The organism is Ensifer sp. Root558 (genome assembly GCF_001427045.1).
In the GTDB taxonomy this organism is placed as follows: Bacteria; Pseudomonadota; Alphaproteobacteria; order Rhizobiales; family Rhizobiaceae; genus Ensifer; species Ensifer adhaerens.
Map to the genome: position 1 here is coordinate 132008 of NZ_LMGC01000039.1, position 14163 is coordinate 146170.

Sequence of the window (14163 nt, forward strand, 5' to 3'; positions counted from 1 at the left end):
GGTCGGTCGTCCGTCGGTGGCAGCGTCGAGCACGCTAGCCTGTCGGCGGAAAAGATGTCCATACCAAAAAAAGGCGGTGGCGATATTTCGCCCCCGCCACGACTTACATCGAATAGCGTCGAAAAAACGACAAATCAGCGAGCCAGGAGGCCTTCGCGCTGTGCACGCTTGCGTGCCAGCTTGCGGACGCGGCGAACGGCTTCAGCCTTTTCGCGAGCGCGCTTCTGGGACGGCTTCTCGTAGTAGTCACGCATCTTCATTTCGCGGAAAATGCCTTCGCGCTGCATCTTCTTCTTGAGAGCGCGGAGCGCCTGATCGACATTGTTATCGCGGACTAGTACCTGCACGTGAATCCCGTTCCTTGGTTCGTGTTGTTTGCTGCTCCGTCAGGTGCGGAGGCAAAAGAGTGACATTCGCTAAGCTGGAAGCTTTACGATTAGATGAGCGGATACCAGATCATCAGGCGAAAGTCCAGCGACGACATGAGGCGGCGCTGAAAAAAACCTGAGATACGAGTGTCGCGCGACTTCTCCCCCGCCGCTTAACCGATCCATAGTCATGTCGCAACTGCGCGCAAGTCCACGCAAATGCGTCGCAAAAGAAACGTTGCGCAGGTCTCGGATTTGCGATTTCTAACTCCAACGAGAATGATCACCGGGAGTAACGGGCCGATGCGCAAATATTCAGTTTTCGCCGTGGCGCGCGAGGCGCTGCGCGGCCACAAGGGATGGGGCCCGCACTGGGCATCGCCGGAGCCGCGAAAGGAGTATGACGCCATCATCATCGGCGGCGGCGGCCATGGCTTGGGAGCAGCCTATTACCTTGCCAAGGAGCACGGCATCACAAATGTCGCGGTGCTCGAAAAGGGATGGATCGGCGGCGGCAATACCGGCCGCAACACGACGATCATCCGGTCCAACTATCTCTATGAAGAGAGCATGGACATCTACGAGCATTCGCTGAAGCTCTGGGAAAACCTCTCGCAGGATCTGAACTACAACGTCATGTATTCGCCCCGCGGCGTGATGATGCTGTCGCACAACATCCATGACCAGCAGTCGTTCAAGCGCCACATCAATGCCAACCGTCTCTACGGCATCGACAACGAGTGGCTGACGCCGGAGCAGGCCAAGGCCTATTGCCCGCCGCTCGATATCGCCAAGACTGCGCGCTACCCGATCAACGGGGCGGCCCTGCAGCGCCGTGGCGGCACGGCCCGCCACGATGCGGTTGCCTGGGGCTATGCGCGTGCGGCCTCCGACCGCGGCGTGCACATCATCCAGAACTGCGAAGTGACCGGGATCCGCCGCGACGAGACCGGCCGGGTCGTCGGGGTCGACACCAATCGCGGCTATATCGGCGCTAAGAAGGTCGGCATTTCCGCCGCCGGCCACACCTCGGTGCTGATGCAGATGGCCGATGTGCGCGTGCCGCTGCAGAGCCAGCCGCTGCAGGCGCTGGTCTCCGAACCGCTGAAGCCGATCTTCCCCTGCGTCGTCATGTCGAACTCGGTGCATGCCTATATCTCGCAGTCCGACAAGGGCGAGTTCGTCATCGGCGCCGGCACCGACCAGTACAATTCCTATTCGCAGACCGGCGGCCTGCAGATCATTACCCATACGCTCGATGCGATCTGCGAGCTCTTCCCGATGTTCCGCCGCGTCAAGATGATGCGGCAGTGGGGCGGCATCGTCGACGTCACCCAGGACCGCTCGCCGATCCAGGGTGTCACGCCGGTTCCGGGCCTCTACCTGAACGCCGGCTGGGGTACGGGCGGCTTCAAGGCGACGCCGGGCTCGGCCCATCTCTTCGCCCATCTGATCGCCAAGGGCGAGCCGCATCGTCTCGCCGCAGGGTTGACGCTGGAGCGCTTCCGCACCGGCCGGCTCATCGACGAAGCGGCTGCCGCCGCCGTTGCGCACTGAGGATTTCGAGATGCTTCTGATCTACTGCCCCTATTGCGAGGAAGAGCGTTCCGAGCTCGAGTTCCGCGGTGCCGGCGACGCCCATATCGCCCGTCCGGAAAACATCGCCGACATCACCGACGAACAGTTCGAGGAATATTTCTTCCTGCGTCAGAACCCCAAGGGTCTGATCTTCGAACGCTGGCGCCACATCCATGGCTGCGGCCGATTCTTCAACGCCGCCCGCGACACGGTCAGCGACCGTTTCTACACCACCTACAAGGCTGGCGAACCGAAGCCTGACATCGCCACCATTCTCCAGAGCGAGCAGGACAAGAACGGCCAGGATAAGGGAGCCGCGAAATGATGGGCGCCAATCGCATTCCAGGCGTCGGCCGCCTGACCCCCGCCCGCACCGCGCGCTTCACCTTCGACGGCCGCACGCTGACGGCGCTCGAGGGCGACACGGTCGCTTCGGCGCTGCTTGCCAACGGCATTCATCTGGTCGGCCGTTCGTTCAAGTACCACCGCCCGCGCGGCATTCTTTCGGCCGGAGCCGAGGAGCCGAACGCGCTGCTCGACGTCTCGCGGGATGCCGCCCGCCGCCAGCCGAACGTGCGCGCCACGGTGCAGGAAGTCTTCGACGGCATGAAGGTGGAATCGCAGAACCGCTGGCCGTCGCTTGCCTTCGACGTCGGCGGCTTCAACGATCTCCTGTCGCCTTTCTTTGCCGCCGGGTTCTACTACAAGACCTTCATGTGGCCGAAGGCTGCCTGGCACGCGATCTACGAACCCTTCATCCGCCGTGCTGCCGGCCTCGGCGTTACGCCGACGGAAGCCGATCCGGATCACTATGCCAGCCGCTACGCGCATTGCGATGTGCTTGTCATCGGTGCGGGTGTTGCCGGTCTATCCGCAGCACTTGCCGCTGCCAAGGCCGGCGCCAAGGTGATCATCTGCGACGAGCAGCCGGAAGTCGGTGGTGCGCTTCGCTACGAGAGCGGCACGACCATCGACGGCAAGGATGGCTGGGACTGGGCGCAGGAGACCGCCAAGACGCTTGCCTCCATGGACAACGTCACGGTGCTCACCCGCACCACCGGCTTCGGCTACTACAACCACAATTTCGTCGGCCTCGTCGAGCGCGTGACCGATCATCTGGCGGCCCTCGACAAGTCGCTGCCGCGTGAACGGCTGTGGCAGGTGCGCGCCAAGAAGGTGATCCTCGCCAACGGCCAGATCGAGCGGCACATGGTGTTCGCCAACAACGACCGCCCGGGCATCATGCTCGCTTCGGCCGGCCGCACCTATCTCAATCACTTCGGCGTCGCAGTCGGCTCCAAGGTTGGCGTCTACACGGCGCATGACTCGGCCTATGAGGCGGCCTTCGACCTGAAGCGGGCCAGTGTTTCGGTTCCTGTTATCGTCGACTGCCGCGAAAATCCGGGCGAGGCGGTGCTGGCGGAAGCGCGCAAGCTCGGCATCGAGGTGCTGACCGGGCATTCGGTGATCAAGGCCGGTGGCAAGCTCCGCGTCAACTCGATCAGTGTCGCCCGCAATGGCGGCGGCTCGGCCCGCAAGTTCGCCGTCGACGCGCTTTTGGTCTCGGCCGGCTGGACACCGTCGGTGCACCTGTTCTCGCAGTCGCGCGGCAAGGTGAAGTTCGATGCGGCGACGCAGCGCTTCCTGCCAGGCACGTACCTGCAGGATTGCCTGTCGATCGGCGCCTGCAACGGCACCGACGACCTGCAGGCAACCATCGACGAGGCGCTTGCGGCCGGCGAACTGACCGCGCGTGCGGCCGGTACAGAGGGCGGTGCGCAGGTGACGCTTTCGGGCGAAAACCGCTACGGCTGGACCGGCGGCATGATCGGCGCTGCCGAAGGCGCTGGTCCCGATACCACGGTCAAGGCCTTCATCGACTTCCAGCACGACGTCTGCGCCAAGGACATTCGTCTGGCGGTGCGCGAAGGCATGCACTCGATCGAGCACATCAAGCGCTTCACCACCAACGGCATGGCGTCCGACCAGGGCAAGCTTTCCAACATGCATGGTCTGGCGATCGCCGCCGAAGCGCTTGGCAAGGACATTCCGCAGGTGGGTCTGACGACCTTCCGCCAGCCCTACACGCCGGTGACCTTCGGAGCGATCGTCAACCACTCGCGTGGTGCCCTGTTCGACCCCGCGCGCAAGACGCCGATCCACGCCTGGGAGGAGGCGCATGGCGCCGAGTTCGAGGATGTCGGCAACTGGAAGCGCGCCTGGTTCTACCCGCGCTCCGGCGAAGACATGCATGAGGCGGTCGCGCGCGAGTGCAAGACGGTGCGCGACGTGGCTGGTGTCTTCGACGCCTCGACGCTCGGCAAGATCGAGGTTGTTGGCCCGGATGCGGCGCAGTTCCTCAATCTCATGTACACCAACGCCTGGGACAACCTGAAGCCCGGCCGCTGCCGCTACGGCATCATGCTGCGCGACGACGGCTTCGTCTATGACGACGGCGTGGTCGGTCGACTGGCCGAGGATCGCTTCCACGTGACGACCACGACCGGCGGTGCGCCGCGCGTCATGAACCACATGGAAGATTATCTGCAGACCGAGTTCCCGCACCTGAAGGTGTGGCTGACCTCGACGACGGAACAGTGGGCCGTCATCGCCGTGCAGGGACCGAAGGCGCGCGAGATCATCGCTCCGCTCGTCGAGGGCATCGACCTCTCCAACGAGGCCTTCCCGCACATGAGCGTCGCCGAGGGCAGGATCTGCGGCGTGCCGACACGGCTCTTCCGCATGTCGTTCACCGGCGAGCTGGGCTTCGAAGTCAACGTGCCGGCGGACTACGGCCAGGCGGTATGGGAAGCGATCTGGGCGCGGGCCGAGCCGATGGGCGCCTGCGCCTATGGCACGGAAACCATGCACGTGCTGCGCGCCGAAAAGGGCTACATCATCGTCGGCCAGGATACCGACGGTACGCTGACGCCGGACGATGCCGGCCTCTCCTGGGCCGTCTCGAAGAAGAAGCCCGACTTCGTCGGTATCCGCGGCCTGAAACGCCCGGATCTCGTCAAGGATGGCCGCAAGCAGCTCGTCGGTCTTCTCACCAAGGATCCGAAGGTGGTGCTGGAGGAAGGCGCGCAGATCGTCGCCGACCCGAACCAGCCGAAGCCGATGACCATGCTCGGTCACGTGACGTCGTCCTACTGGTCGGCAAACTGCGGTCGCTCGATTGCGCTGGCCATGGTGGCCGGTGGCCGCGAGCGCCTCGGCCAGACGCTCTACGTGCCGATGACCGATCGCACCATTGCCGTCGAAGTGAGCGACATGGTGTTCTTTGACAAGGAAGGGGGCCGCCTCCATGGCTGACCAGGTTACTGCAAGCCGCAAGGCGGCACTCACCGCGCGCGGGGGCTCGGCCGAGGCGATCCTGACGCCTGCACCGGCAGCAACGCGCATTTCGCTGCGCGCCGGCGCCGACGCACTGCCGGCCCTTTCGGCCGCACTTGGCGTGACGCTGCCGACCCGGCCGAAGACCTCGGCTTCTTCCGGCCAGCGCCATGCGCTGTGGATCGGCCCGGACGAGTGGCTGGTCATCGATGAGAGCCAAGCCGACCTGATGGCGGCAGCGGCCTCAAGCGGCACGCTGCATTCGGCGGTCGACATTTCGCATCGCAACGTCGCCGTCATTGTCAGCGGTCCGGGCGCCGACGTGGCTATCAACAGCGGCTGCCCGCAGGATCTGTCGCTGGCGATCTTCCCGGTAGGTGGCTGCTCGCGCACGATCCTCGGCAAGGCGGAGATCATCCTCTTCCGCACAGCTGAGGATCAGTTCCGGGTCGAGTGCTGGCGGTCGTTCTCGCCCTTCGTCTTCGGACTGCTTTCCGAGGGCGCTGCTGACGCCGGCCACTAAATGAAAAAGCCGGGAGGTGCGAGCAAGCACCTCCCGGCATTCGAAGACTGTTTGAAACAGCTCGCTCTCATTGCCGAGCGAGCAAGATACCTTTTTCGAGGAGCGTGCGCTTCGTCGCGTCGTTCAGGTCGTAATCCTGAAGGTGCTCGGGTTCGACCCAGGCATGTTCGACGAACTCGTCGTTGAGGCTGACCTCGCGATTTTCGGCCTCACAGTCAAAGATCAGATAGATCATATGAAGCTGCTCGGTTGAGCCGTCGGCATAGGACTTTGTCCGGATGTCGTCCCGGAAGGTCCAGGGCTTGATCGTTCCGATCTCCAGACGGTCTCCAAGCTCTTCCCGGATTTCACGGCGCAGGCCCTCATCGAGACGTTCGCCCGGCTCGAGGCCGCCACCCGAAAGCGCCCATTGCCCGGGAAACACGCCGCGATCGGGCGGCATCTTGCAGAGCAGGTAGGCGCCCCTGTTCTGAATGAGCGGGCAGACGATGATACGCTGGCGCAATGACTTCTCCATTTACTGATTTGGCGACCACGACAGCCGCCTGGCTTTTTTACGCGAAGCGCAAGTACCAGAAGAGCGCAATCTCGTGCGTTCCCGGCGTCAATGCCGAATAGAGGTGTCGGTCGTGGCCGGCGAGCTCGAAGCCGTAGCGCTCGTAAAAGCGGCAGGCGGCGACATTGTTCGATTGGGTCTCAAGCCTGATCCCCGGCAGGCCCCGTTCCCGCGCCCAGGACACTGCCCTGTCCATGAGAGCTCGCGCGACGCCGGCGCGGCGCGCGTCCTTGTCGACGGCGATATCGTCCACCTCGGCATAGCCGTTCCACGCCTTCGAGAGTGCAATGTAACCGGCGAGCCGGCCGTCGAGACGCGCTGTGAAGAGGGCGGCATCCGGCCCAGCCGCGGTCTCCACAAGCTCGTCCGGGTCGGATCCATAGGTCTTGATGTAGCTCTCGACCGGAGCGACGTCGCCGAGATCGGGGCCGATGAAGGGCGGCCGTGCCTCGGACGTGACCTCGAAGGAAAAGTCGCAGCCGGCAAAGTCGCTGACGAAACGCCCGTCGGCCGGCTCGACGATGACTGCTACTGTCATGGGATCTTCCTGCTCAAACCGCCTCAGGCATCGGCGGGGCGATCCTTGGGATCGAACTGGATGATCGTCTGCCAGGTTGCCGTCAGCGCCGGCTTGCGCTCGCCTTCGATCTCGACGCTGACGTCGTAGGTGATCATCAGCATGCTGGCGCCGCGGAAGCGGGCATCGGCCATGGTGAAGTGGCCGCGCACCTTGGCGCCGCTCTTCACCGGCGCGATGAAGCGCACTTTCTCGAAGCCGTAATTGATGCCCATGGTCTGTTCGCGGATTTTCGGCAGGCAATTGTAGTTCATCGCGGAGAGCAACGAGAGCGACAGGAAGCCATGCGCGATCGTGCCGCCGAAGGGCGTTTCGGCAGCGGCCCGCACCGGGTCGACGTGAATATACTGATAGTCGCTGGTTGCCTCGGCGAATTTGTCGATTGTTTCCTGCGTGACCGTGATCCAGTCGGAAACGCCGACCTCCTTGCCGACCAGCACCTTGATCTCAGAAAGTGAAATGTCGTGCAGCATGTAAACGCCTCGAAACAAGCCCCCCAAGCGATCTATAGGCTCGCCCGTTGCAACCTGCAAGTGGTGGAAAAGCTTTAGAAAACCTCGACGAAGAAGGCAACCGAGCGCGGCGCCACGTGATCGGCGGGGGATGACGCTGCGAGCGCATCCTGCCATTTTCCATCGACGCTGTCGGGCAGGCGGAGGGGATGCGGCGCATGGCTGCGATTGATGACGACGGCAAGCCGCGTTGCCCGCTTCTGCGTGCGGTCGGGGGTGGTCAGCACCATTGTCAGATTGTCCGTTGCCGGATGCTCCCAGTCGGTCACGGTCATCGGGTGACCGTCGAGACGGCACCACTCGACGTCGCCGTTTCCTGTCAGGAACGTGGTCTCGTCGAAAACGCCGAAGCGGGAGCGCATGGCTGACAGGGCCTCAGTATGGGCGACGATCTCGTCGTCCATCGCCGTCCAGTCGAGCCAGGTGATGGCGTTGTCCTGGCAGTAGGCGTTGTTGTTGCCCCGCTGGCTGCGCCCGGCTTCGTCGCCGGCGGTCAGCATGATCGTGCCGCGGGTGGCAAAGAGCGTTCCGATGAGCGCCATCACGTCATGGCGGCGAGCCGCCTTGATTTCCGGATCCGCCGTCGGCCCTTCGGCGCCATTGTTCCAGGAATGGTTCTCGTTGTGGCCGTCGCGATTTTCCTCGCCGTTCGCCTCGTTGTGCTTGCCGGCATAGGAGACGAGATCGGCCAGCGTGAAGCCGTCATGGGCGGCGATGAAGTTGACCGTGCGCGTGCCGCTCTCACCCCAGCGGGCGAAACTGCCTGAGGAGCCGGCAAGCGCTGTCGCCAGCGCGCCGATCGAATGGCGATCGCCGCGCCAGTAGATGCGGAGGTCGTCGCGGGCGCGGTCGTTCCACTCGAGGAAGGGCGCGGGGAAATTGCCGAGCTGGTAGCCACCGGGACCGATATCCCAGGGCTCGGCGATCAGCACCCGGTCGGCAAGCAGCGGATCGGCCGCAATCGCCTGAAAGAGTGGGGCATCGCGGTGGAAGCCGCCCATGTCGCGGCCGAGGATCGAGGCGAGATCGAAGCGGAAGCCGTCGACGCCGGCAGCGCTGACGAAGTGGCGCAGGCTGTCGAGGATCAGTGCCTCGACAACCGGATTGTCGCAGGCGATCGTGTTGCCGCAGCCGGTATCGTTGATCAGTTCGCCCGGGCGGTCGGTGGCGTGACGATAATAAGTCAGGTTGTCGAGCCCGCGCATCGACAGCGTTGTGCCGAAGCAATCGCTTTCACCGGAGTGGTTGAAAACGAGATCGAGGATGACGCCGATGCCGGCCTTGCGCAGCGCCTCGACGGTCTTTCGCAGCTCCTTGATGCCGCCCGGCACCAGGCGCGGATCGAGTGCCATAGGGGCGATCGGATTATAACCCCAGCCGTTCTTCAGACCGAGCGGTGGCAGATGGCGTTCGTCGATCCAGGCGACGATCGGCATCAGCTCGATGGCCGAGACGCCGAGGCGCTTCAGATGTTCGATGATGGCGGGCTCGGCGAGGGCGGCCACCGTGCCGCGCTTGGCTTTGGGTACGTCGGGATGGAGGATGGTGAAAGGCTTGACGGCGATTTCGTAGACAAGGCCGCCGGAGCGAAAGAGCGGCGCCTTCACCTTGGCAGCCTTCACCTCGGTGACGATCGCTTTCGGTACGAGGTCGGCGGTGTCTTCGCCAAAGATCGTCAGGCGCGGATCATGGCCAAACGGGCGGTCGAGTTCGATGGCATAGGGATCGACGAGAAGCTTGGATGGATCGAACCAGAGACCGTGATCGGGCGAATAGACGCCATCGGCCCGGAAGCCGTAGCGCGTTCCTTTCGGCGCGTCGGCAACCTTCAAGCTGTGAATGTCGCCGTTCCGCGTCATCGGCAGCTGGCGCAGCTGTTTGGCGCCTGATTTGTCGAAAAGGCAGAGATCGATACGGGCGGCATTGTGCGACCAGACCGAAAACACGGTGCCTTCGGAGGTGATGGTGGCACCGAGGGGTGGGTTTCCTTTGGTCGGCATGAAGGCGGCCCTCTTCGTGGTGTCGTCGGTGTGTGTGACCCACCCCCCTCTGCCCGGCCGGGCATCTGCCCCACAAGGGGGAGGTTGACTTGTGGCATCCTCCCATTCCACCGATAAACCGATGCGTTGGTTTACGGGCGAGGGGATCCCTGCGACGTCAACGCCATCTTAGGGCAAGGCCGTGCCGCAGATCGATCTCCCCCTTGTGAGGGAGATGCCCGGCAGGGCAGAGGGGGGTAAGCGGCAAACGAAAAAGGGCCGCATCAGCGGCCCCGATAGTGCGGTATTTCAGGTAATGACGCTCGGCTCGGTGCGGCCGGTGCGGGTCTTGATGCTGGCGATCTCTTCGGCAACGGCGATGAGATCGGCGAGCGCCGTCTGCGTCTCGATATCGTGACGCGAGGCGTCCGGCTCGAAGCGCTCGATATAGACGCGCAGCGTTGCTCCCGATGTGCCGGTGCCCGACAGGCGGAAGACGACGCGGGAGCCGCCTTCGAACAGGATGCGGATGCCCTGGTTCTTGCTGACGGAATGGTCGACCGGATCGTTGTAGGCGAAGTCGTCCGCGGTCGCGACCTTGAGCGCGCCGAAGGACTTGCCGGGCAGCGTGGCAAGCTGGTCGCGCAGGTTGGCGATCAGGCCATTGGCCGCATCAGAATCGACCTCTTCGTAGTCGTGGCGCGAATAGTAGTTGCGGCCGTAGGTCGCCCAATGGTTCTTGACGATGTCGAGCGCGCTTTCCTTGCGCACCGCCAGAATGTTGAGCCACAGCAGGACTGCCCAGAGCCCGTCCTTCTCGCGCACGTGGTTGGAGCCGGTGCCCGCACTTTCCTCGCCGCAGATCGTCGCCATGCCCTCGTCGAGCAGGTTGCCGAAGAACTTCCAGCCGGTCGGCGTCTCGTAGATGCCGATGCCGAGCTTTTCGGCGACACGGTCGGCAGCACCACTGGTCGGCATCGAACGGGCGATACCTGCAAGACCCTTGGCATAGCCGGGTGCCAGATGCGCGTTGGCGGCGAGCATGGCCAGACTGTCGGACGGTGTGATGAAGATGCCGCGGCCGATGACGAGGTTGCGGTCGCCGTCGCCGTCGGAAGCGGCGCCGAAATCCGGTGCGTCGGGCGCCATCATCGTCTCATAGAGTGCGCGGGCATGAACCAGATTCGGGTCCGGGTGGTGGCCGCCGAAATCGGGCAGCGGGATGAAGTTCATCACCGAGCCCTTAGGCGCGCCGAGTCGCTTTTCGATGATCTCCTTGGCATAGGGACCGGTAACGGCGCTCATCGCATCGAAGACGACGCGGAAGCCGCCTTCAATCATTTTGCGGATCGCGCCGAAGTCGAACAGGCTTTCCATCAACTCGGCATAATCGGCGACGGGATCGATGACGGTGATCGTCATGCCGTCGATGTCCTGCGTGCCTTCGGCATCAAGGTTGATGTCGGCGACATCGGAGATCTTGTAGCTGTCGATCACCTTGCTGCGCGCGAAGATCGCGTCAGTGATCTTCTCCGGTGCCGGGCCGCCATTGCCGATGTTGTACTTGATGCCGAAGTCTTCGGTCGGGCCGCCAGGATTGTGGCTGGCCGACAACACGATGCCGCCAAAGGCTTTGTACTTGCGGATGACGTTGGAGGCAGCCGGCGTCGACAGGATGCCGCCGCGGCCGACGAGCACGCGGCCGAAGCCGTTGGCCGCCGCCATCTTGATGGCGATCTGGATGACTTCGCGGTTGTAGAAGCGACCGTCGCCGCCGATGACAAGCGTTTCGCCCTGAAAGCCTTCGAGCGAATCGAAGATCGACTGGATGAAGTTCTCGGCATAGTTCTTCTGCTGGAAGACCGGGACCTTCTTGCGCAGCCCTGACGTGCCAGGCTTCTGGTCGCCGTAGGGGGTTGTGGTAACCGTTCTTATCATGCTGACTTAACCTTTCCCGAGAAGTCCGGAATAAAGAGAGACGTAACGCTCGGCACTTGTGGCCCAGGAAACGTCCGATTTCATGCCCTGGGTCTGAATTTTCGACCAGACTTTGGGCTCGCTGTATGCACGCAGCACCCGCCGGATCGCAAGCCGCAACCCATCGGCATTGACAGGCGTGAACTGGAAGCCGGTCGCGACCTTGGCCGCAAGCCCGGCCTCGTTGGCGTCGATGATGGTATCGGCAAGGCCGCCGGTGCGGGCGACGACCGGCACGCAGCCGTAGCGCAGGCCATAGAGCTGGGTAAGCCCGCAGGGCTCGAAGCGCGACGGAATGAGGATGGCGTCGGAGCCCGCCTGCATCAGATGCGACAGCGGCTCGTTGTAGCCGGTGACCATGCCGATATGGCCGCGATGGCGGGAGGCAGCGGCGAGCAGCGCGCCTTCGAGCGCCGCGTCGCCGGAGCCGAGCACCACGAGCTTGCCGCCCATGGCGACGAGCTCGTCGGCGATCTCGGCGACCAGATCCATGCCCTTCTGCCAGGTGAGCCGGCTGACAACGCAGAAGATCGGGCCGTTGCCTTTTTCAAGGCCGAAGCGTTCCTCGAGCGCACGCCGGTTGGCCGCGCGCTGCTTCAGGCTCGTTGCGCTGAAATGCTGGGCGATGTGCGGGTCGGTCTGCGGATCCCAGATGTCGGCGTCGATGCCGTTGACGATGCCAGAGAGGTCGGCGACGCGGCTCTTCAACAGGCCTTCGAGGCCCATGCCGAATTCGGGCGTCAGGATTTCCTGCGCATAGGAGGGGCTGACGGTGGTAATGGCGTCGGCGGTCTGCAGGCCGCCCTTCAGGAAGCCGACGTCGCCGTAATATTCGACGAACTGCATCGAGAAGGCTTCGGCGGGAAGGGCAAGCTCGGGGAAGACTAAGGCGCCGAACTGGCCCTGGAAGGCGATGTTGTGGATCGTCATCACCGTCGGCGTTGCGGCCGCCGGGCCGAAATGCATGTAGACCGGCGTCAGCGCCGTCTGCCAGTCATGGGCGTGAACGATATCGGGTTTCCAGCCCGAGACGACATCGCCGCCGGCAATTTCGGCCGCCGCAAGCGAGAGTGCGGCAAAGCGGCGGAAATTGTCGACGTAGTCGCGGCCGGTGGCATCGACATAGGGGCCGCCGTCTCGAGCGTAGAGTTCAGGCAGGTCGAGGACCAGCAGATCGAGCCCGTCGATTTCGGCGGCGAGAACTGTCGCCGGATTGCCGAACAGGTTTTCGAAACTGCCGACCTTCTTTTTCTTCTTCAGCTTCTGCAGCACGGCCGGATAGCCGGGCACCAGCGTGCGGGTCTTGACGCCGTGCGGCAAAAGCGCTGCCGGAAGCGCGCCGACGACATCGGCGAGCCCCCCGGTCTTGATCAGCGGATAGACTTCGGACGCAACGGACAGGACGTTCATGAAGTGCCTACATTCCCAGTTTGTCGATCATCGTTTGCGTGATCAGGCAGACGCCGTTTTCCGAACGCCGGAAACGCTTGGCATCGAGCACCGGATCGTCACCGACGACGAGGCCCTCGGGGATCACGACACGGCTGTCGATGACCACGTTGCGCAGCGTCGCGTGGCGACCGATCTTCACATCGGGAAGAACTACGGCATTCTCCAGACGGGAATATGAATTTACGCGGACACCTGTGAACAACAGGCTGCGGTTGAGCGCGGCGCCTGAGATAATGCAGTCGCCGGAGATCAGCGACGAGGTTGCCGAGCCGCGGCGGTTTTCATCGTCATGCACGAATTTCGCCGGCGGCTTGATCTCGGCAAAGGTCCAGATCGGCCAGGTGCTGTCGTAGATGTCGAGCTCCGGCGTCACGTGGGTCAGGTCGATATTGGCCTGCCAATAGGCATCGATCGTGCCGACGTCGCGCCAGTAGGCCTCGCGCTCGAAGTCCGACCGCACGCAGGACTCTGCGAAACGGTGGGCGACGGCTTTGCCGTTATCGACGATGTAGGGGATGATGTCCTTGCCGAAGTCGCGGCTCGATTTCGGATCGGCGGCGTCGCGGCGCAGAAGATCCATCAGGAACTTCGTGTGGAAGACATAGATGCCCATGGAGGCAAGCGCCATCTCCGGATTGCCGGGAATGCCCGGCGGATCGGCCGGCTTCTCGACGAAGGCGATGATGCGGTCCTTTTCGTCGACATGCATCACGCCGAAGCCGGTTGCTTCCATGCGCGGCACCTCGAGGCAGCCGATGGTGACGTCGGCGCCGGAATCGACGTGCTGCTGCAGCATCAATTCGTAGTCCATCTTGTAAATATGGTCGCCAGCAAGGATCACCATGTATTCGACGCCATGATCCTCGATGATGTCGATGTTCTGGTAAACGGCGTCGGCCGTGCCTTCGTACCATTGCGTTTCGGAAACGCGCTGGCTGGCCGGGAGAATATCGAAGCTTTCGTTTCGCTCCGGGCGGAAGAAGTTCCAGCCACGCTGCAGGTGGCGGATCAGCGAATGCGCCTTGTACTGGGTGGCGACGCCGATGCGGCGGATACCGGAGTTGAGCGCGTTCGACAGCGCGAAGTCGATGATACGGGCCTTGCCGCCGAAATAGACCGCCGGCTTCGCCCGTCGGTCGGTCAGTTCCTTCAGGCGACTGCCGCGACCGCCGGCGAGAACATAGGCCATGGCATCACGTGCCAGAGGTTGCGTACGCTTTTCCACCATTTGTCCTCCCCATTCATTGACCTTAAGGGGTCGTCACGGCGGCCTTCTGCGACGCCTTGCGGCCCTCGATATTTGCA

General features: G+C 63.4%; 12 protein-coding genes. 4 read left to right on the top strand and 8 right to left on the bottom strand.

Annotation, left to right across the window (positions count from 1 at the left end; all coding sequences use genetic code 11):
• Positions 1-134: 134 nt before the first annotated feature.
• Entirely contained in the window at positions 135-347 is a 213-nt protein-coding gene (rpsU, locus tag ASD63_RS33575) for a 30S ribosomal protein S21 (RefSeq protein WP_034786884.1), read from the bottom strand.
• Positions 348-671: 324 nt separating this feature from the next.
• On the opposite strand from rpsU, the gene ASD63_RS33580 reads away from it, so the two are divergent.
• From ASD63_RS33580 to ASD63_RS33595, 4 genes are read left to right on the top strand one after another with little or no spacing between them, the layout of a single operon-like run.
• Positions 672-1925, top strand: a complete 1254-nt coding sequence (locus ASD63_RS33580) for a sarcosine oxidase subunit beta family protein (RefSeq protein WP_034786880.1) — start codon at positions 672-674, stop codon at positions 1923-1925.
• A gap of 10 nt (positions 1926-1935) precedes the next feature.
• A complete protein-coding gene (locus ASD63_RS33585; RefSeq protein ID WP_034786877.1) occupies positions 1936-2271 on the top strand; it encodes a sarcosine oxidase subunit delta in 336 nt (111 codons plus the stop codon).
• Positions 2268-5261: a sarcosine oxidase subunit alpha gene (locus ASD63_RS33590; RefSeq protein ID WP_034786875.1), complete on the top strand. Its 2994-nt coding sequence runs from the start codon at positions 2268-2270 to the stop codon at positions 5259-5261. Before ASD63_RS33585 ends, ASD63_RS33590 begins: the two co-directional genes overlap by 4 nt.
• Positions 5254-5805, top strand: a complete 552-nt coding sequence (locus ASD63_RS33595) for a sarcosine oxidase subunit gamma (RefSeq protein WP_034786872.1) — start codon at positions 5254-5256, stop codon at positions 5803-5805. The genes ASD63_RS33590 and ASD63_RS33595 overlap by 8 nt, the downstream gene beginning before the upstream one ends.
• A gap of 67 nt (positions 5806-5872) precedes the next feature.
• Here the strand turns inward: ASD63_RS33595 and nudI are convergent, their stop codons facing one another.
• The 7 genes from nudI to glgC all read right to left on the bottom strand — a co-directional run bounded on the left by nudI (position 5873) and on the right by glgC (position 14086).
• Positions 5873-6310 (bottom strand): nucleoside triphosphatase NudI, encoded by a 438-nt coding sequence (gene nudI, locus ASD63_RS33600; RefSeq protein ID WP_034786869.1) that lies wholly within the window; start codon positions 6308-6310, stop codon positions 5873-5875.
• 49 nt (positions 6311-6359) lie between these two features.
• Entirely contained in the window at positions 6360-6899 is a 540-nt protein-coding gene (locus tag ASD63_RS33605; RefSeq protein WP_034786865.1) for a GNAT family N-acetyltransferase, read from the bottom strand.
• Between the two features lie 23 nt (positions 6900-6922).
• Positions 6923-7411, bottom strand: coding sequence for a MaoC family dehydratase (locus ASD63_RS33610; protein ID WP_034786863.1), 489 nt, complete (start codon positions 7409-7411; stop codon positions 6923-6925).
• A gap of 74 nt (positions 7412-7485) precedes the next feature.
• Positions 7486-9450 (bottom strand): glycogen debranching protein GlgX, encoded by a 1965-nt coding sequence (gene glgX / locus ASD63_RS33615; RefSeq protein ID WP_034786860.1) that lies wholly within the window; start codon positions 9448-9450, stop codon positions 7486-7488.
• Positions 9451-9738: 288 nt separating this feature from the next.
• The gene (locus ASD63_RS33620) at positions 9739-11367 is read right to left on the bottom strand and encodes an alpha-D-glucose phosphate-specific phosphoglucomutase (protein ID WP_034786858.1); all 1629 of its coding nucleotides are present in this window, start codon (positions 11365-11367) and stop codon (positions 9739-9741) included.
• A 6-nt stretch (positions 11368-11373) separates the two neighbouring features.
• Positions 11374-12816 carry a glycogen synthase GlgA gene (glgA, locus tag ASD63_RS33625; RefSeq protein ID WP_034786855.1) on the bottom strand — a complete coding sequence of 481 codons (1443 nt, stop codon included), beginning with the start codon at positions 12814-12816 and terminating at the stop codon, positions 11374-11376.
• Between the two features lie 7 nt (positions 12817-12823).
• Positions 12824-14086 (bottom strand): glucose-1-phosphate adenylyltransferase, encoded by a 1263-nt coding sequence (gene glgC / locus ASD63_RS33630; RefSeq protein WP_034786853.1) that lies wholly within the window; start codon positions 14084-14086, stop codon positions 12824-12826.
• Positions 14087-14163: the final 77 nt, after the last annotated feature.